General features: G+C 69.9%; 13 protein-coding genes and 2 pseudogenes. 6 read left to right on the plus strand and 9 right to left on the minus strand.

Annotation, left to right across the window (positions count from 1 at the left end):
• Positions 1-674: 674 nt before the first annotated feature.
• From ACFPZJ_RS12735 to ACFPZJ_RS12750, 4 genes and pseudogenes are all read right to left on the minus strand, one after another.
• A pseudogene (locus ACFPZJ_RS12735) lies at positions 675-2,162 on the minus strand (SAV_2336 N-terminal domain-related protein); the annotation flags it as partial.
• Positions 2,159-3,163: a MoxR family ATPase gene (locus ACFPZJ_RS12740; RefSeq protein WP_381020619.1), complete on the minus strand. Its 1,005-nt coding sequence runs from the start codon at positions 3,161-3,163 to the stop codon at positions 2,159-2,161. The gene ACFPZJ_RS12740 and the pseudogene ACFPZJ_RS12735, both read right to left, overlap by 4 nt.
• 48 nt (positions 3,164-3,211) lie before the next feature.
• Positions 3,212-5,311, minus strand: coding sequence for a VMAP-C domain-containing protein (locus ACFPZJ_RS12745; RefSeq protein WP_381020621.1), 2,100 nt, complete (start codon positions 5,309-5,311; stop codon positions 3,212-3,214).
• Complete coding sequence (locus tag ACFPZJ_RS12750; RefSeq protein WP_381021300.1) at positions 5,304-5,756, minus strand: CU044_2847 family protein; 453 nt, start codon at positions 5,754-5,756, stop codon at positions 5,304-5,306. Before ACFPZJ_RS12750 ends, ACFPZJ_RS12745 begins: the two co-directional genes overlap by 8 nt.
• A 559-nt stretch (positions 5,757-6,315) precedes the next feature.
• On the opposite strand from ACFPZJ_RS12750, the pseudogene ACFPZJ_RS12755 reads away from it, so the two are divergent.
• A pseudogene (locus tag ACFPZJ_RS12755) lies at positions 6,316-6,513 on the plus strand (diadenosine tetraphosphate hydrolase); the annotation flags it as partial.
• A gap of 194 nt (positions 6,514-6,707) precedes the next feature.
• Positions 6,708-7,199, plus strand: coding sequence for a nucleotidyltransferase domain-containing protein (locus tag ACFPZJ_RS12760; protein WP_381021301.1), 492 nt, complete (start codon positions 6,708-6,710; stop codon positions 7,197-7,199).
• Positions 7,200-7,517: 318 nt separating this feature from the next.
• Here ACFPZJ_RS12760 and ACFPZJ_RS12765 read toward each other — a convergent pair whose 3' ends face one another.
• The 5 genes from ACFPZJ_RS12765 to ACFPZJ_RS12785 form a co-directional block, all read right to left on the minus strand.
• Positions 7,518-8,915, minus strand: coding sequence for a glycoside hydrolase family 172 protein (locus tag ACFPZJ_RS12765; RefSeq protein WP_381020623.1), 1,398 nt, complete (start codon positions 8,913-8,915; stop codon positions 7,518-7,520).
• Positions 8,916-9,004: 89 nt separating this feature from the next.
• Positions 9,005-9,844 (minus strand): carbohydrate ABC transporter permease, encoded by an 840-nt coding sequence (locus ACFPZJ_RS12770; protein ID WP_381020625.1) that lies wholly within the window; start codon positions 9,842-9,844, stop codon positions 9,005-9,007.
• Positions 9,841-10,803 (minus strand): carbohydrate ABC transporter permease, encoded by a 963-nt coding sequence (locus ACFPZJ_RS12775; RefSeq protein ID WP_381020628.1) that lies wholly within the window; start codon positions 10,801-10,803, stop codon positions 9,841-9,843. The genes ACFPZJ_RS12770 and ACFPZJ_RS12775 overlap by 4 nt, the downstream gene beginning before the upstream one ends.
• The gene (locus tag ACFPZJ_RS12780) at positions 10,793-12,091 is read right to left on the minus strand and encodes an ABC transporter substrate-binding protein (protein WP_381020630.1); all 1,299 of its coding nucleotides are present in this window, start codon (positions 12,089-12,091) and stop codon (positions 10,793-10,795) included. The genes ACFPZJ_RS12775 and ACFPZJ_RS12780 overlap by 11 nt, the downstream gene beginning before the upstream one ends.
• A 191-nt stretch (positions 12,092-12,282) precedes the next feature.
• A complete protein-coding gene (locus ACFPZJ_RS12785; RefSeq protein ID WP_381020632.1) occupies positions 12,283-13,284 on the minus strand; it encodes a LacI family DNA-binding transcriptional regulator in 1,002 nt (333 codons plus the stop codon).
• Positions 13,285-13,703: 419 nt separating this feature from the next.
• Here ACFPZJ_RS12785 and ACFPZJ_RS12790 point away from each other — a divergent pair, with 419 nt between their 5' ends.
• Genes ACFPZJ_RS12790 through ACFPZJ_RS12805 form a run of 4 tightly spaced genes read left to right on the plus strand, consistent with a single transcriptional unit; the run spans position 13,704 to position 17,754 of the window.
• Positions 13,704-15,080, plus strand: coding sequence for a glycoside hydrolase family 172 protein (locus tag ACFPZJ_RS12790; RefSeq protein ID WP_381020635.1), 1,377 nt, complete (start codon positions 13,704-13,706; stop codon positions 15,078-15,080).
• 27 nt (positions 15,081-15,107) lie between these two features.
• Entirely contained in the window at positions 15,108-16,589 is a 1,482-nt protein-coding gene (locus ACFPZJ_RS12795) for a glycoside hydrolase family 32 protein (RefSeq protein ID WP_381020637.1), read from the plus strand.
• On the plus strand, positions 16,586-17,524 hold the full coding sequence (locus ACFPZJ_RS12800) for a carbohydrate kinase family protein (protein ID WP_381020640.1): 939 nt from the start codon (positions 16,586-16,588) through the stop codon (positions 17,522-17,524). The genes ACFPZJ_RS12795 and ACFPZJ_RS12800 overlap by 4 nt, the downstream gene beginning before the upstream one ends.
• 44 nt (positions 17,525-17,568) lie before the next feature.
• Complete coding sequence (locus ACFPZJ_RS12805) at positions 17,569-17,754, plus strand: hypothetical protein (protein WP_381020643.1); 186 nt, start codon at positions 17,569-17,571, stop codon at positions 17,752-17,754.
• Positions 17,755-17,761: the final 7 nt, after the last annotated feature.

Here is a 17,761-nt window from a genome sequence, read left to right on the forward strand (position 1 = left end):
TCCGCCGCCCGCGTCAGCAGCCCGTACACCGCCCAGGACGGGCCGGGATGCCCGGGCGGGCCCTCCAGCAGCTCCGGGGGGACGAGTCGCGTCCAGTCCTCCGTCCTGTCGTGCTCGCCCGCCAACGCGACGAGCGCGTTCCCCAGGGCGCCGGTGGTAACGAAGTCGCCAGGCACGACCGGGCGGTTCAGGTCCCGCAGGCGGGCGCCCTCGTAGGCCGTCTCCACCGCGTCGGTCAGATCCTCCGGCATGCCGAGGGCCCGCCAGCGGCGCAGCAGCGCGCTGGAGAGGAGCCCGCGCAGCCACGTCGACCGCATGTTGTCGCACGGGCTCTCCCGCAACACGCGGAGCAGCCGGATGGCCTCCTCCAGATCGCGTACGGCACCGTCCTCGTCGTAACGGTGCAGATGGCGGTCAGCGCGCCGGAAGTGGGCGAACCACTCGGCGTTGAGCAGCCGGACGGGTCCGGCGGACTCCGCCGACGCAGGGAGGGGCGAATCGCTCGCGGTCGGGTAGAAGCGCCGGAGCACCTGGCTTGCCACGTGGGCGAACGCCTGCTCGGCGGGGTGCGCGTACTCCTCGCCCGCTCCCGCCGCGTCGCTCATGTGTCCGGTGGTGCCGTCGAGGTAAGTCGCGGCGAGCGCCGGGAAGTTCCGGGTGCCACGGCCAAACTGGCGCTCCACGTAGTGCGAGACCTCGCGCAGGACGAGGGCGGCCTCGCCGCGGTCGACCCTGTGGAGCAGTTGCTCCCGCACACCGTCCTGGAAGTCGAAGAAGATGTCGTCGATGTCGGCCGATGCCTCGGGACGGCGTACGAGGAGGCCGCTGAGCAGCACCTCCGCCAGCTCGGAGGGGCCGGTGTGGGGCAGCATCACCCGCTGCACGAGGCGCATGACCGGAAGGATGAGGGGGGCGGTCGCCAGGTAGTGCGCGAGCCGGACGGCGTCGGGTGAGGCGGCCGTGAAGAAGGCGCGCAGGAGGCGTGCGGGGTCGCTCACGGCCGTAGCGGCCCTCGGTGCACGGGAGGCCAGGTGGCGGGGAAGCACCCAGGCGGCGGCTCCTCTGACCACCGGGGTAGTGCCCGCCAGCACGCGGGACCAGGCCCCGAGCGCCGAAGGCGTCGGCGAGAGGACTGGGACGGCGAGTGCGTTCGACGCCGGATCGGGCGGCTCCTGGCCGTGGGCGCGGAAGTCCCAGCGGGCACTGCGTTCCTGCCGTCGCAGGGTGCCCGGGACTGGCGGCAGGTGGGTGCGTGACCACATGCGCTGCGGCAGCGGCTGGAGTACGGCGACGGGTGCGGCCTGCGCCCGCCGGTGGAGGTCGCGCTGCATGCGGCCGCTGCGCCAGAGAGGGCCCGTGCAGTCGGAGAGGAGCAGGGTGATCGTCCGCCCGGCTGTGTCGCGGAGTCCGGTGGCCGGGGTGGACACGGAGTCCGGGCGGGGGGAGCCAGAGACCACGACCGTCCCGGTGCCGGGGAGTTCGTGCAGGTAGTGCACGGCGATGTCGTGAAAGGCGCCCGAACGTCCGCAGGCACGCCGGAGTTCGCGCAGCAGCTGGTGCCAGGGCGCCATCGAGGTGGAGACGTCCATGAGGAGCTGGAGACGCGCCGCGGGCCGGTCCCGTCTCTCCAGTACGGGCAGCAGGAAGCCGGTCTCGGCGGCGAGTTCGGCTGTGGCGGCCTCGTCGAGCGCGGGATCGGAGGGCGCCCCCGTCGGCGGGCTGTAGTGCCGGAGCGGGCGCAGGGCGCGGCGCAGCGGCTGGGTGTCCGGCAACGCGGTGCCGCCCGGCAGCTGGACGCCGACCGGGGCGGCGGCCTGGCCGGCCTGCGCCCGCACGCGCACCAAATGTTCCTTCTCCGGGCCGGTACCGAGGTCGGGCAGCGGCGGGGGCGGCGGGGCGTCGGCGGACGCGGCGGGCGCGTTCCCGGGCGCGGGGGGCGGCGCCTCCGTCCCGGCGTCTCCGGGTCCCGTGGGGGAAGGAGTGACGAACCGGGCCAGCCACAGAGCGTCCGCGACCGTGTCAGGGGCCGTGGACAGGCCCGCGCCGGTGAGCCTGCGCACCAGCTCCTCCACCGGTGGGCGGGCCTGTGCGGTGTCCTGGCGCGGGGGCGTCCCCCTCTCCCCCGGCCGCGCGCCTCCGGGCGTTCCCGGCTCCGTGCTCATGGCCGGCCCGGTCCCAACGGACGCATCAGCAGGTCCGCGAGGCGCTCGCGCCCCACAGGATCCTCCTGAGCGCTGTACTGCGTCAGATAGATCGCGTTCAGGAGCTGATCGGCGGCGCGCAGCCCGCCGGGCGACGCGGAGAGGAACCGCTCGATGATGTCCTCGTTTTCCTCCGCGGACGCGCTGCCGAAGTGTGCCTGGACCATTGCTGCGAGCCGGTCGGCGTTCGGGGTGCGCATGTCGAGGTGGATGCAGCGGCGTAGCAGCGGGGCGGGGAAGTCGCGTTCGTCGTTGCTGGTCATCACCACCACGGGGAACTCACGGCAGCGCACGCGCCCGTCCACGACCGTCGCGGACAACCCGTCGTGGGTGAGTACGGAAACCGTCCCGCCTTCGTCGTCCCGGCGAGCGCGCTCCAGCTCCGAGATGGCGAACTCCCCCTCCTCCAGCACGTTGAGGAGGTCGTTGGGCAGGTCGACATCGCCCTTGTCGAGTTCATCGATCAGCACCACGCGGGGCCGCTCTGAGGGCAGGAGCGCGGTGCCGAGCGGACCGAGCCGCAGGTAGCGGCCGATGCCGGTGTCGGTGGTGCCGGGCAGCTGGGACTCCTGGAGCCGGCCGATGGCGTCGTACTGGTAGAGCCCGTCGCGCAGCGTGCTGCGGCTGACGATGGGCCACTGCAGCACGCGGCCGAGTTTCAGCTCGTGCGCGATCGAGTGGGCGAGCGTGCTTTTGCCGGTGCCGGGGTCGCCGGTGATCAGCAGCGGGCGGCGCAGATACAGGGCCGCGTTGATCAGTTCGAGTTCGTCAAGCGGGCCACGGACAGCGAACCGGCCCCGGGACGTACCGAGCCGGCGAGTGGAGGCGCTGTCGAGCGGGGGGGCCGGCGGTGACCCCGCGAGCTCACCGTCGAACGTGCGCCAGGGGGGTGGCGGGGGCAGCCGGCTGATGCCGTCGTGCGGTTCGCTCACGCCCTGGTAGATGAACCAGTCGCTGTTCACGGAACTCCTTCGGTGCGGGAAGCGGGGGCGGCGGAGTGCAGGCGAGGGTCAGGGTGCGTCGAGAACACCTGCGGGCTCGGCGAGGGGCCGGTCGGCGTCGTCGTACATCAGGGCCAGGGGCTTGGCCCAGTAGGCGTGCGGATCGCGGCGGTGGATCCGCTCGCGCAGGACGCGCAGCCGCTCGGGCAGCTCGGCTGCGGAGCCAGCGTCCGCCAGCAGCCGGGCGGCGTTGCCGCTGAAGCTGCGGCACCGCTCGTCACATCCGTCCGGAGGGTGGGGCCCGGCGTTCCACAGGAAGACGCCGTGTCCGCTCTCCAGAGCCAGGCGCAGGACCTCGCGGCCGGTGGCGTCGGCGGCCGGCCGGCAGACCACCGGGACCTGGTCGGGCCCGGCACCGGCGAGACCGGCGCGGCGCAGCAGCCGGCCGGGCTGCGGCGTCGGCAGGGCACGCAGCGGCGCCGCCGCGGCCGTCTCCTTCCACCGCATCTCCCATAGGGGGTCGACGCCGCCTCGGCGGGACGCGTCCCGTACGACGACCTGCCGGCGTACGCCCAGCGGCCAGCAGGCGGGGTCCGAGAGGTCCAGATCGGTGACGGCGGCCTGCGGCAGCCAGTGCTGTACGGCGAGGTCGAAGTGCTCGGTCGGGAGGACGACCTCCAGCGGGGCGTGGCGTTCGGGGGTGTCCAGCTGGAGGAAGAGCCGGGCCAGCGGGCGCTGGAGCCGGAGCGGCAGGTCGTCCGGCGGAACCCCGTCGCCGTTCTCGTCGGCGTCGACGACCGCGTCGTCGTCCTGCTCGGGGTCGAGGACCCGCAGCCGCCAGTGGAAGGCGACCGAGGGCGACCAGAGGGCGGGTTCGAGCTCCAGCAGCACGCTGGGCCCGTCACCCGGCCGGGCGTCGAGGATGCCGACCTGTACGGGCTCTGCGGTGAGCGGCGGGTCCTGGGCATGCCCGCCGGAGTGCACCAGGATCCCCATGGCGTTCGTTCCGCCCTGCACGGTGATGTCTCCGTCGACCCGCCCGGGCAGGGTGACCTCGCCCACGCTGACGTCGGCCTCCAGGCCCAGGCGGCGCATGCGGCGTCCCACCCAGCGGTCCAGGTCGGCTGCCGTGGACGCCGCGCCCGGCGTCGATGCGACGGCGAGGGCGACGAGCTTGGCGTACCGCAGATAGGGCAGGGCCTCGATCGTGAACTGCATCCGGTACTGATGGATCTCGCCGTGCCCGTCCCGCCAGTGCCGGAGGGCGGTGGTGGCCGGAAACTTCGCGCGGTTGTGGAACACCACGCGCAGCAGGCTCCGCACCAGCGTCGGGTCGTCGGGCGCTGGGAGAGCGGCCAGCAGCTCGAACAGCTCCAGCCGGTCGCCCGGCGACCAGGAGGTGGTGCTGTCCGGCAGACCGTTGCCTGGCAGCTCGCCCTGGATGTCCGTCCATCCGTCGCGGAGGTCGCTTTCGGCGTGCCACCGGTCATGGGCGCAGACCAGGGCGTGGTACGGGTCCGGCCCGAGGACATGATCGGGGTCCACGACGACGGGGCTGACGAACTCCCGCAGCAGAGTGCTGCGCACGGCCCGGCCGCCGTCCTTGATGTCGCCCTCGGACGTGCGTCTGCTGGCCTTGGTCAGGCCGACCAGGGCGCCCTGCGAGAGGTCGATGACCGGTCCCCCGGAAGACCCTTTCGGAATCTCCGTCTGCGGGCCGAGGCGGAAGCTGTAGGGACCGTCGTTCCCGGCGACCACGCAGACGCCGTTCCAGTCGAGCAGTTCCTCGCCGCGCTTGCCGCCGGCGACGTACCAGCCGTAGGCCCGCACCTCGCGCGAGGGCGGGTCGCCGCGGTCGCTGAGCCAGACACAGGCGTGATCGGTGTCGTCCTCCAGCAGGCGTACGAGAGCGATGTCCGACTCTGCGGGGACAGGGCCGCTGTCGGGCACCCCGGACAGCAGATAGCCGGTCCTCGCCGAGATCGAGCGGCCGTTCCACAGGGTCACGGTGTACGGGGCGGCCCCCGCGGCCCGGACCACATGGGCTGCGGTCAGCGCCCAGCCGGGTGCGATCAGCCCGGCGGATCCCCAGTGCTTGCCGTCCTGTGCACCGATCGCCGCCGTTGCCGCCCTGGCCAGCCGGTCCAGGCGCGGAATCTGGTCAGGCATTCCCCTGCGCACCGGCGGTCGTGCCGTTGTTCCGATCGCCGGGCCGCCAGGTGAGCGTGACGTTGAGGGCGGCCTTGGCCTCGCCGTCGGCGAGGAACGCGACCGCCTTGCCGGACTTGGCCGCCAGCTCGACACCGAACGAGACGCTCACCTCGTCGGGGTGGGCGGCCTCGCGGGCGGCTTCGAGCACGGAGGTGCCGACCGACCGGATCACCCGCTGGACGCTGTCGACCCGTTCCATCAGGGTGTCGAGGGCCGTGACCTCCTCCTCCTCGCCGTATTCGGTGAGCCGCTTACGCAGATCCACCTCGTCCGGGTCGAGCGTCTCCACTCGGGCGAGGACAGTCTCGCCGCCGATCTCCACTTCCCGCACCCGGTACGCCACAGCTCCGCCGCTCCCGTCGCCGATCTCCGTGCCGTCCGCACCTTGCTCGGGCGACAACATCACGGTCACACACCTGAGTTGTTCAGGTTACTTCCCGGCACCGACGCGCGGGCCTGTTCACGGTCTTCTCTTGGCGGAGGTCCGGCGCGAGGGCTGCTGTACTGCCGGTGGGGTGAGAATCCCGGACTGGGCGGGTCGATGCGGGGCGCTCCGTGCCATGGCGACCAGTTTTGCGCGGAGGTCAAGAACTATCAGGGTCCGGCGGACCAGGGCACTCACTTCGTCGAGTTCCTCGCCAAGTGCTACGTCGCGCACCAGCAGACGTGACTCTTCGGCGATCACTACATGTGGATCACCTTGGCCCCGTGATTGCCGATACCGAACCGACGTAGGACCATGACGCTCATTTGACGCTCCGGGCGCCCGGCGGTCCTCACTCGGGACCCAAAAGCATCTCTGACCTGCTGCTTTCCTGACTGCGTCCAGGCCGACATCTTTCCGATGACGCATCACGTGGAGTGCGTTGCCATCCTCGAACCGGCTGCGAAGGGCTCCTGATCTGCGGTTTTGTGCGTGCGCATTATGTGCCGTGTGGGTGTTACGGGCGGTATCTGACGCTGAAATCCTGCTGCACATGGACTCGTTCTTGCACGCGCATGTCTGGCCCCGGTACGAGTGGGAGCCAGCCGAGTTGGTGGGCAGGCCGGTGTGGCTGTATCCGCGTGAGCGGTGGAGTGATGAGCAGTTCAGGCTTGGTCCCCAGCATGACGTGCTGCGAGATGCGATCGGAGGCGAACTGGACGAGCTGCGCTGGTGACCTGACCGTTGTTGGCCCGCCGACCGTCAGGTCGGCGGGCCCGGTGATCGGTGTCGGTCAGCCGAAGCTCGCTGGAGGCGTCTGAGCGGGACGATGTCAGTGACGCGGTTGGTGATCGTGGAGCGGGCGGCTTCCCCGTGCGGCAGCAAAACCACTCGCCCGGCGAGGTGATCAACGTTAACGTCCGCGAGGTGATGCAAGCGGACGACGTACTCTCCATCCTCGCCGTGCTGCGGCATGCGGACATCGACATCTGGATCGGCGGTGGCTGGGGCATCGATGCCCTGATCGGTGAGCAAACCCGCCAGCACCGTGACCTGGACCTGAAGCACCGCACAGACCAAGAGTCCGCCGTCATGGCCGCTCTCGACGATGCTGGATTCGCTGAGACGCTCGACTGGAGGCCCGTGCGGTTCGTCGTCACCGACCCCCACGGTCGAGAAATCGATCTGCACCCTCTGACCTTCGCCACTGACGGGTCCGCAGCCCAGGCGTCACCCGACCCTGAACACCCGTTCGTCTATCCCGCCTCGTGCTTCGTCACCGGCACGATCCAGGGGATCACCGTTCCTTGCCTGTCACCCGAGCAGCAGGTCTACTTCCACCAGGGCTACGAACCGGCCGACCACGACCGCCACGACATGGCCCAGCTCCGACAGGCATTCGGTATCGTCACCCACTTCTGACCAGCTCGGCACGGCACCCATATGTGCTGGACTTGAGATAACTCTGTTGACCACCTGGAACGGCTGAGGCACCGTCCTCGGGCAGCGGCAGACAGCCGAGCTCATCGGTGATGAAAAGCTTCCGATTGCTCGTCGACAATCGCTGCGCGCATGCTGCCGGGAAACGGGTGGGGTCGTGTGGTGCCCACCTTGGTGCTGACCAGTGGCTTCCAGCGGGGCGGCCCCGGCACCATCATGGATGCGCCTCGCCGGAGCTGGCCCGTAGAGGCTGGTGCCGCTACCGCCCCGACGGAACCCGAGGGTTGGCAGCGAGAGAGATCAGCGGTTTGCGTTGGCGAGGAACTTGGCACGCACTTCGGCAGCGAACTCCTTGTTTTTCACGGCGCGTTCACGGGACTCGATGGCCCGGCGTTCGAACCACTCGTCGCGTTGGGCGGTGAAGTCGGCCATGCGGGCGTCGCGCTGCGCGTGCATCCGCTGGCGCTCCAGGGTGAGCGTGGTGCGGTCGACCGTGGGGAGGTCCTTCATGCTGGGGCCTTCGGCCTTGCGGGGGAGGCGTTGCTCAACGGGGAGGATGTCGAGTCGAGGGGCGGGGAGAGTCTGGTACCAGTACGCCGTGGTCGACCAGTCGTCGGCGAGGTGGTTGCCGTGGCCGTGCTCCATGGTGACGCGGATGCGTTCGTTGAAGCGGACGGGGTCGGCGAGGTGGAAGCGGTAATGGATTTGAAGGCCGGGGACGTCTTCTTCGTGGATGATCGTGCCCTGGAACGGGTAGTTGATCTTCTGCATGCCCCAGCCGTGGCTGAAGTAGTCCTCGCCTCCTGTGCCGTGCATGGACGGTGGCCAGCTGGTGGTGCCGTCCTTGTTGAAGTCCTCGTCGATCCAGATCATGTCGTCGCCCTCGCCCCACCAGGTGCTGGTGAAGTGGTTGACGGTGTGGACGCAGCCGATGTAGTTGCCGGCGCCCTCGGTGTCGAGGATGACGTAGTTCTCCTTGCCGTCCAGGTTGGGCAGCTGTGTCTCCAGGCTGTTGACCTGGAGGTCGGGGCCCCAGCCGTTGCAGGGATTGTTGCGGCGCCAATGGGCGTGGAAGTAGAGGGTGTCGTCGGGGAGATCCTCGGCGAAGAGTTCGTAGTCGATGTAGAAGTACTGCACGTACGGGTGCTCGCCCTGGTTCTCGACCTCGATGCGGGCACGGCGGTTGAACGGCATCGGCAGGAAGCAGTTGAAGGCCGCGGGACCGCCGTAGACGCGCTCGGAGTCGTCCTTGACGGACACCGTGAAGGGCATCGACTGGAAGCGTGCCGGCATCGAGTTGCCGACGCCGAAGAAGTCGCCGAGCGGGGCGATGACGGAGGGGTGCTCCTGGTCGTCCCAGTACATCTTGATGACGACCTTGCGGTAGTAGTCGGGGTCGTTGACCTCCCAGTTGTAGCCGAGCGCGTTGTTGAACTCGACCATGGCGGTGCCCGCCTGACGGGCGTCGAACAGGCCGGGGCCGAGGATGACGCGGCAGCCCTGGACGAACCACAGATGGGTGATGGCGCCGGGGCCCTCCAGGTCGGCGAGGACGGCGGTCTCGCCCGGCATCACGATGAAGGCGTCCTCGTTGAGGCCGGTGTGGTCCCAGCTGGCGACGCGGGCGGAGCGGGAGCGGCGGCGCTTGGCGGCGCGGCCGAGCAGGTCCTCGCCGAGGGAGAAGGAGGGGACGGACATGGATCAGGTGTCCTTTCGGTTGTGCAGCCGGGACCGCCTTGTGCGGCTGGCCCCGGGGGAGTGCCGGGGATGATGTAGGCGCAGTCCGGTCAGCCCTTGACCGCGCCCAGGGTGAGGCCGGCCACGATCCGCCGTTGCAGGACGAGCGTGAGCAGGATGACCGGGATCGAGTAGAGGGTGGCCATCGCCGTCATGGGTCCCCACTGCAGGCCGTACTGGGTCTGGAAGTTGGCGATGAGGATCGGCACGGTCTGGGCCTTCACCGCGGTCAGGAGCAGGGCGAAGAGGAATTCGTTCCACGAGGCCAGGAAGGCGAAGATCGCCGTGACCGAGACGCCGCCCGAGACGACCGGGAGGACCACCCGGATCAGGGCGCCCAACCGGCTGCACCCGTCGACCTTGGCCGCGTCCTCCAGCTCGGCGGGCACGGCCTCGAAAAAGCTGACCAGGAGCCAGATCGACAGCGGAAGCGAGATGGTCGTGTGCGCGATGGCCGTCCCGAGCGGGGTGTCGGTCAGGTGCAAGGTCTTCATCATCCCGATGAGCGGCACGCCGATGGCGACCGGCGGGACCATCCTGGTCACCAGGGCCACCACGATGAACACCCGGCCGCTGACCGTCCCGAACCGGCTCACCGCGTAGGCCGCGGGCACCGCGAGGACGAGGGAGATGACGGTGCTGAGCACCGCGGTGGTGACGCTGTTGATGAATGCGGCGGTCACACCGGGGGTGTCCAGTGCCTGCGTGAAGTTCTGAAGGCTCCACGTCTTCGGCAGGATCGTCGGCGGGACCGCGAGGGCGTCCGACGGCGTCTTGAACGAGGTGAGCAGCAGGTACAGGAAGGGGAAGGCGTACAGGGCCACCACCACGAACAGCAGCGCCCACAGCAGCGACCGTTTGGTGGCGATCCGGTCCAGTACGGCGGTCATGACTCTCCCTTTCCGGGCCGCCAGATCATGCGCATCGCCACGAAGGCGACGGCGAGCACGGCCAGCAAGTAGAGGGTGCCCATCGCCGAGGCCAGACCCTGCTCCCCGAAGCGCACGGTCGTGCGGTAGATCAGCAGGCTCAGCGTGGTCGACGCCGACTCCGGGCCGCCGTTGGTCTGGATGACGATGGTGTCGAAAGCGCGGGCCGCGTCGATGCCGCGGACGATCAGCGCGACGGCGATGACCGGCCGCAGCAGCGGCAGGATGATCCGAAACAGCTGCTGGCGGTAGTTGGCGCCGTCGAGGCGGGCCGCTTCCAGGACGTCGCCGGGGATGTTCTGCAGGCCCGCGAAGAGCGCGAGGGTCATGAACGACGTGGTCAGCCAGATATCGGGGATCGAGACCGACGCCAGCACGATGTGCGGATCCGACAGCCAGCCGATGTCGGAGGGACTGTTCAGAATGCCGATCTTCACGAGGAGCGCGTTGACGAGCCCGAAGTTGTCGATCAGCAGGAACCGCCAGAGCAGACCGGCGACCACGGGGGCGATCATCAGCGGGTACAGGAAAACGGTACGCAGCACCCGGGACCGCTGTCCGAGGGAGTTGAACAGCAGGGCGGCACCGAGCCCGAGGGCGAACTCCAGTGTCACGACGATCACCGTGTAGGCGAGGGTGCGCAGTGACGCGTGCAGGAAATCCGGCGAAGTCAGGGCATCGGTGTAGTTGGCGAGGCCGATGAAGCGGCGGGTGCCCGCCAGGGGGGCGATGTCGTAGAAGCTGTCGATGACGAGCTTGACCAGCGGCCAGGCGACGAAGATGGCGAGGAACGCGGCCGCCGGCAGGATGAGCGCGAGGGCGAACTGCTTGTCCGTCATCGGCCGCCTGCGCGGGCGCCCCGCGGCCTTCGCCGGTGGCGAGACCACTTTGCGTACCAGGGGCTGGGTGCTACTGGACAAGCCTCTCCACCTCCTGACGAGCCTTGGCGAGCAGCGCGGCGTAGTCCGCGCCGGCGGTGAGGGACTTCTGGATGGTGGGCACCAGGACCGTGTCCACGATCTGCTGCCACTTCGGGCTTGCGGGGCGCGACTTGGTGGCCGGGCCGTCCAGCGTGGTCAGCAGGGCCTTGAAGTGCTCGTAACCGGGCTTGCCGGCGTAGGCGGTGTACGCGGACTTGCGGGCCGCGAGGCCGAGCGAGGAGTCGATGGCCAGCTTGTTGTTGTCGTAGGCGAACTTGATGAACTGCTTGGCCAGGTCGTTGTTCTTGCCCGCGTTCGGGATGGACAGGTAGTAGGGGCCCGGGATGGCGCCGATCCCGGCGCTGCCCTCGATCATCGGCGCGACGCCGACCTTGCCGTGGACGGGGGAGTCCTTGGGGATCAGAGGGTAGGCGTGCGCCCAGAACCGCATCATCGCGGTCTTGCCCTGGTTGAACAGGTTCTGCGCACCGGCCCAGTCCATCTGTGCGGCGCCGGGCGGGCTCACCTTCAGGCGGTTGTTGAGGTCGGAGTAGAACTTCAGCGCGGCGACGTGCTGCGCGTTGTCGATGATCACCTTCCCGGAGTCGTCGAGCACGACGCCGGGGGATCCGGCTTGCAGCACGTGGGCGAGCCACTCGGTCTCCACGGCGCCCTTGACGTCGGTGCCGTAGAGCTTCGTGCCCCGGGTGAAGAAGCTCGCCGTGTCCTGGAACTGCTGCCAGGTCTTCGGCGGCGCGAGTTCGTAGCCGTACTTCTTCTGGAAGGCCGCCTTCTCGGCGGCGTTCTCGAAGAGGTCCCTGCGGTAGAAGAGGATCTCCGTGTTGGTCCACGCCGGCATGCCGACGTACTTGCCCTTGATCCGGGCCCCGTCCACCAGGGACGGAAACAGATCGGCCCGCACGGCGGAGGTGAACAGGTCGTCGAGCGGCTGGAGGGCGTTGGCGAAGGTCGGCAGCCATATCGCGTCGAGCGCGGCCAGGTCGAACGACACGGAGCCCGCGGAGAGTTCGCTGTTGAGCCGGTTGTACAGGCCGTCGTAGGGCAGCTCGACGAAGGTGACGCCGTGTCCCGTCTGCTTCTTGAACGCTGCAGCGATCTTGGTCAGTTCGGCGTGGCCTCCCGACTCGCACAGCACGGTCAGCTTGCCAGTGGAGCCGCCGGACGAGCTCCCGCCGGCACCGCAGGCGGTGACTGCGGCGGCCAGCCCGGTGGCGCCGGTGATCTGCAGGAAGCCTCGCCGGGACAGTCCCGGAGTCGTTCTGTTCATGGTGGTCTCCGTGCTCTTGGGCAAGAAGGGAGGGAGAGGAGGCAAGCCGTCGGCAGAGGTGGGGAGCGCCGAAGGAAGCCTGGAGCGGGGGGAGTTCGGCGGGGAGCCAGAGGGCGCGTGGGAGGTTTCCCGCAGAGGTCAGGGTGTGGGGCGGGTGCCGGCATCGCCCCCGCGGCGGTCAGCGCCGCGGGTCAGCGTCCGCAGCCGCAGGAATCGCGGTAGGTGATGGTGGGATTGAGGCGGATGGTCTTGTTCTTGACTGACTTGCCGTTCAGCCGGCGTAGGAGCAGCTGCATGGCGGTGCTCCCGACTTCGAAGGCCGGCTGAGTGATCGTGGTGATCCGTGGCTGCACGAGGTCGACGTGGGGGAAGCCGTCGAACATCGCGAACCGGAGATCGTCGGGGATGCGCAGGCCCAAGTCGGCGGCGGCCTGCAGTACGCCGGTCGCCGTCTCCGTGCTGCTGGCGATGACGGCGGGGACCCGGTCGGAACCCTCCAGCAGGGCCCGTACGGCGGCCCGCGTGTCGTCTGCTAGCCCGGGGCCGGTGACCACCAAGCGCGGGTCCGGCTCGATACCGGCCTCTTCCAGTGCCTCCAGATAGCCCTGGTGCCGCTCGGCCATGGTGGGAACTGCCAGGTCGCCGGCGGCCAGCGCAATACGGCGGTGCCCGTGGTCGATCATGTGCAGGACCAGGTCACGCAGTGGGCCGGTGTTCTCCACTCCCACCTGGTCGGTGCGGACGCCTCCGAGGCGATCCATGAGCACGACAGGGGTGCCCTGGCGCCTGATGGCGTCCAGTTCCTGACCGGACGAGTGGGCCACCGGCGCCACGATCAGTCCGTCGACCTTGCGGGAGACCAGGGCGTCCAGCGAGCGCGCCTCGCGCTCCGGCTGTTCTCCGGAGTTGGCGAGCAGCAGCGTGTAGCCCGCGGCGGTGGCCTCGTGTTCGACCCCGCGGACCATGTCGGCGAAGACCGGCTGGCCGACGTCGGAGACCACCAGGCCGACCGAGTCGGTTCGCGCACGGCGCAGGGACCGTGCCACGCTGTCCTGCCGGTAGCCGGTGACCTGGATTGCATGCAGCACGCGCTGCCGGGTGTCCTCGCTCACCGGCCTGGTGCCGTTGACCACATGGGACACCGTCGACGTGGAGACGCCGGCGAGCCGGGCGACATCCACGATGGTGGCCATCAGGCACCTCCTTCACACGGCGCATCGAAACGTTTGCGTGAAACGTTTGCGTCACGTTCTCACCGGCATCCGGGGGTGTCAATAAGCCTGCGGAGACTTTCCGAGCGGTGGTGGACACGAGGGGGGCGACACGAGGGGGAGTCGACCTCGGAGCACGTTCCGGTCGGTGCCGTAAAGCTTCGGCGAAGGCATTGACACCTCCGTGATCCGGACATACAAACGTTTCGCGCAAACGTTTCGATGCGCCGACGAATGACCACTGACCCTGCCCGGGCCAGCCGGGCGAGGCCACCTCTATCGCACTTCGACCCCGGCTTGGCTGAGCCACCAGGCGCCCACGCGCCCGAAGGGTCTCGAAGACCCGGCTTCGCCAGGCGTCCTGGCGCCCCACTCGCCCCACCCCACCGAAAGGCTCGGCCATGTCCATGCCGCTCGCCCATCTGACCAGTCACCAGGCCGCCCGCACAGCGCGGGTCTCCAGCTGGGACCAGAGGGGTCGCAACCAGGACTACTGGACCACCCCCGCGCACTCCTCGCGCGTACTGGCCGACCTGGAGGGACCGGGGCAGATCACGCACATCTGGATGACCCAGTTCTGCCGCAAGACCCTCGGCCCCGGTCTGATCGACCCGCTGGAGGCCGACACCGTGGCCCCGGTGATGGAGATCCACAACGCGCTCGGCGTGAACTGGGAGGAGCCGGACCCGGACTACTACCGCAAGGTCCTCATCCGGATCACCTGGGACGACGAGGAGGAGCCCGCCGTACTCGTCCCGCTCGGCGACTTCTTCGGCATCGGCCACTGCATGCCCAACAGCTACCAGTCGGCCTTGTTCACCGTCTCCGCCAAACCGGAGGAGTCCCTGATCTTCGGCGGCAGCGCGGCTCTGAACTGCTGGGCGCCGATGCCGTTCGACAAGCGTGCCCGCATCGAGCTGGTCAACGAGAACGACCTGCCGATCCAGCAGTACTTCTACATCGACTACGAGCTGTTTCCGCAGGAACTGCCCGAGGACACGCTCTACTTCCACGCCCGCTGGAGCCGCAGCAACCCCTGCAACGGCTGGGCCCCGGACATCCAGACCAACAGCCCCGAGGTCAATATCGTCGACGTCACCGGCGAGGACAACTACGTCATCCTCGACACCGAGGGCAAGGGCCACTACGTCGGCTGCAACCTCTCCGTCCACCACCGGCAGGGCAGTTGGTGGGGCGAGGGCAACGACATGATCTGGATCGACGACGACTTCCTGCCCGACGGCTCCACCAGCTGGCCGCCCTCCCTGCACGGCACCGGCACCGAGGACTACTTCAACCACGCCTGGGGGATGCAGAAGAACGCCTACCTCTACCACGGCGCGATCCTCCACGAGGCCGACGTCCCCGGCTACTCCGTCAACTACCGCTTCCACGTGGCCGATCCGATCCGCTTCGAGGAACGCATCAAGGTCTCCATCGAGCACGGCCACGGCAACCACCTCGCCGACGACTGGGCCTCGACCGCGTACTGGTACCAGACCCTGCCCTCCCCCAAGGCCACCATCCTGCCGCTGGAGCAGCGCCTGCCCGTGCGCCCGGCCGGCCAGCCCATGCCGACTCCTGCGCCGCGTACCGGCCGGGTCGCCGAGGAGATCGCCGTGATGCGCGAGAAGTACCGGGCCCGCTTCGAGCGCCACATGGAGCGCCTGGCCGAACGCACCCGGCAGCGCGGCGAGCGCTCGCTACAGGAGTCCGAGGCCAACGTCCAGCAGGCCGCCGCCGTCCGCCGCCGCTACGACGAGCGCACCAACCGCTGACCCGCCGAAGCAGGAAAGGCGCACCCAGTGCCCGCATCTGATCCGCACTTCCCGGCGGCCCACCTCCGCCCGCCGGCACACTGGATCAACGACCCCAACGGTCTGGTCTTCCACGACGGCCACTACCACGTCTACTTCCAGTACAACCCGCACAGCGCCCGCCACGCCGACATGCACTGGGCCCACTTCCGCAGCCCCGACCTCATCCGCTGGGAGCTCCTGCCGGTGGCCCTGGCTCCCACCCCGGGCGGCGACGACGAGGGCGGGGTCTGGTCCGGCAACGCCGTCAGCACCGACGGCAAGCTCATCGCCTTCTACTCGGCCAAGCGGGACGACCGCTGGTGGCAGCCGGTCACCTCGGCCGTCTCCCACGACGGCGGGCTGACCTTCACCAAGCACCCCGGCCTGCTCATCCCCCAGCCGGCCGACGGCACCTCCATGTTCCGCGACCCCTATGTGTGGCGGGACGGCGAGCGCTGGCGCATGCTCGTCGGCTCCGGCCTCACCGACGGCCGGGGCGCGGCTCAGCAGTACCTCTCCGACGACCTGGAGCAGTGGGAGTACGCCGGTCCCTTCCTCGCCCGCGCTCCCGAGCCGCTGCCCGGCGAGGGCGACACCGAAGAGGGCTGGGAGTGCGTGCAGTACGCCGACTTCGGCGACGGCCGCGGCGTGCTGCTGCTCAGCGCCTGGGACCCGCAGGGCGGCGCCTCCCACACCGCGGCCTACCCGGGCCGCGACCACGGCACCCACTTCGCCGCCGAGACTCCGCAACGCCTCGACCACGGGCCCGAGTTCTACGCCCCCGCACTGCTGCACGCCCCGGACGGCAGGTGGCTGATGTGGGGCTGGGCCTGGGAGGCCCGCGACGCGGCCCAGGTCGGCGCCCCCAGCACCTGGACGGACGAGGTCGGATGGGCCGGGCTGCTCAGCCTGCCCCGCGAGGTCACCCTGGACCCGGACGGCAGCGTCCGCCAGCGCCCCGCACGCGAACTCGACGCGCTGCGCGGCGAGCAGATCCTCCAGGCGAAGGGCCAGGTCACCACCGGGTCGCCGTGCGACCTGGGCACCACGGGACGCAGCTTCGACCTGACGGCCCGCCTGCACCGCTCCGCCGACGGCGGCGCTACGGCCGGCCTGCGCCTGGTGACCTCGCCCGACGGCAGCGAGTACCTGGACATCGCCCTCGATGCCGCCACCGGCGAGCTCGTCGTCGACCGCACCCACGCCTCACGCGAGCCACGAGCCCAGCACGGCTCCTGGCGCATCCCACGCACGACCGAGCCCGGCGACTTCGCCGAGCTGCGCGTCGTCGTCGACCGCTCGATCGCCGAAATCTTCCTCGGCACCGGCGAGGCACTCACCCTGCGCTTCTATCCCCTGGGCGAGGAGCCCTGGCACCTGCAGGCCCGGTCGGCCGGACAGGGGGCCGCAGACTTCGAGATTCACGGGTGGCAGTTGAACCCGCTCAGCATCGAGGACAAAAGCGACGGCAACGGTAGGTCATCGTGACAGCCTGCCCGAACGTGGTCGTCGGAGAGAGCCTCGTCGACCTGGTCTGGCGCGCCGGTGCCGACGCGATCCGGCCCATTCCCGGCGGCAGCCCCGCCAATGTGGCTATAGCTCTGCACCGGCTCGGTCATCCCGTCACCCTGATCACCAGCTGGGGCGACGACCCGCCTGGAGCACTGGTGCGCCGGCAGCTGGCCGTCACCGGCCTGGACGTGCTCCGCGTCCCGGCCGCCTCGGGGCGCACCACGGTCGCGCTGGCCTACGTGGACGACGCGACCGGCTCGGCGGCGTACGACTTCCTCGCCGCCTGGGACCCGGAGCACATCCCGATCGAACCGGACACCGCCCTGCTGCACACCGGGTCGCTGGCCGTCGTGGTGGAGCCCGACGCCGCCCAGGTGCTCCACGCCTGCAAGCAGCTGCATGGCCGTCCGGGCCGGGTGGTGGCCGCGGATCTCAACGTCCGCCCAGCCGTACAGCCCGACCGCGCGGCCTGTCGCGCCGCTGTTGAGCGACTTGCCCGCGCCGCTGACGTCGTCAAGGCCAGCGACGAGGACCTGGCCTGGCTGTGGCCGCAGCACGCCCCGCAGGAGGCGGCCCGGGCACTGCTCGCGCACGGCCCGCGCCTGGTAGTGCTGACTCGAGGCGCCCGAGGCGCCATCGCCTTCAGCGCAGCCACCGAGGTCTCGGACCCCGCCTCACCAACAGCGGTGATCGACACCATCGGTGCCGGAGACGCCTTCCAGTCCGCACTGCTCACCGCCCTGCTCGGCCCGCACCCCGACGGCACCCAAGGTGCACGGATCCCGACCGGCCCGCAGGAATTGGAACGGGTGCTACGGGAGTGCGTCGTGACCGGCTCGCTCGCCACCACGCGCGCCGGCGCCCAGCCGCCAACCCTCGACGAACTGCGCACCGCAGCCGTCGCCCGCTAGCGCGCCCGTGCGGGCGTAACCGTGCCCCGACAACCGGAGGAGTCATGCCAACACCACGCGATTCCCTGCCCCGCCGTACCGTCCTGCGAGCCCTCACCGCCGTGCCGGCCGTCGCCCTGCTGCACACGGCCCGGACCGACACGATCGTTCCCGCCGCCTCCCACGCCCCTACTCCGGTGACCCCCATCGCCGCGCAGCGATCGCACCAGCACCTCATCGGCGTCCTCTGAAACAGAG

This window comes from Streptomyces bullii, assembly GCF_042657145.1.
Taxonomy (GTDB): domain Bacteria; phylum Actinomycetota; class Actinomycetes; order Streptomycetales; family Streptomycetaceae; genus Streptomyces; species Streptomyces bullii.

Coding starts and splice junctions, on each gene's coding strand:
- ACFPZJ_RS12745 (WP_381020621.1), bottom strand. CDS start 5,311: ATGCCTGACCAGATTCCGCGCCTGGACCGGCTGGCCAGGGCGGCAACG.
- ACFPZJ_RS12750 (WP_381021300.1), bottom strand. CDS start 5,756: ATGTTGTCGCCCGAGCAAGGTGCGGACGGCACGGAGATCGGCGACGGG.
- ACFPZJ_RS12760 (WP_381021301.1), top strand. CDS start 6,708: ATGCAAGCGGACGACGTACTCTCCATCCTCGCCGTGCTGCGGCATGCG.
- ACFPZJ_RS12765 (WP_381020623.1), bottom strand. CDS start 8,915: ATGTCCGTCCCCTCCTTCTCCCTCGGCGAGGACCTGCTCGGCCGCGCC.
- ACFPZJ_RS12770 (WP_381020625.1), bottom strand. CDS start 9,844: ATGACCGCCGTACTGGACCGGATCGCCACCAAACGGTCGCTGCTGTGG.
- ACFPZJ_RS12780 (WP_381020630.1), bottom strand. CDS start 12,091: ATGAACAGAACGACTCCGGGACTGTCCCGGCGAGGCTTCCTGCAGATC.
- ACFPZJ_RS12785 (WP_381020632.1), bottom strand. CDS start 13,284: ATGGCCACCATCGTGGATGTCGCCCGGCTCGCCGGCGTCTCCACGTCG.
- ACFPZJ_RS12790 (WP_381020635.1), top strand. CDS start 13,704: ATGTCCATGCCGCTCGCCCATCTGACCAGTCACCAGGCCGCCCGCACA.
- ACFPZJ_RS12805 (WP_381020643.1), top strand. CDS start 17,569: ATGCCAACACCACGCGATTCCCTGCCCCGCCGTACCGTCCTGCGAGCC.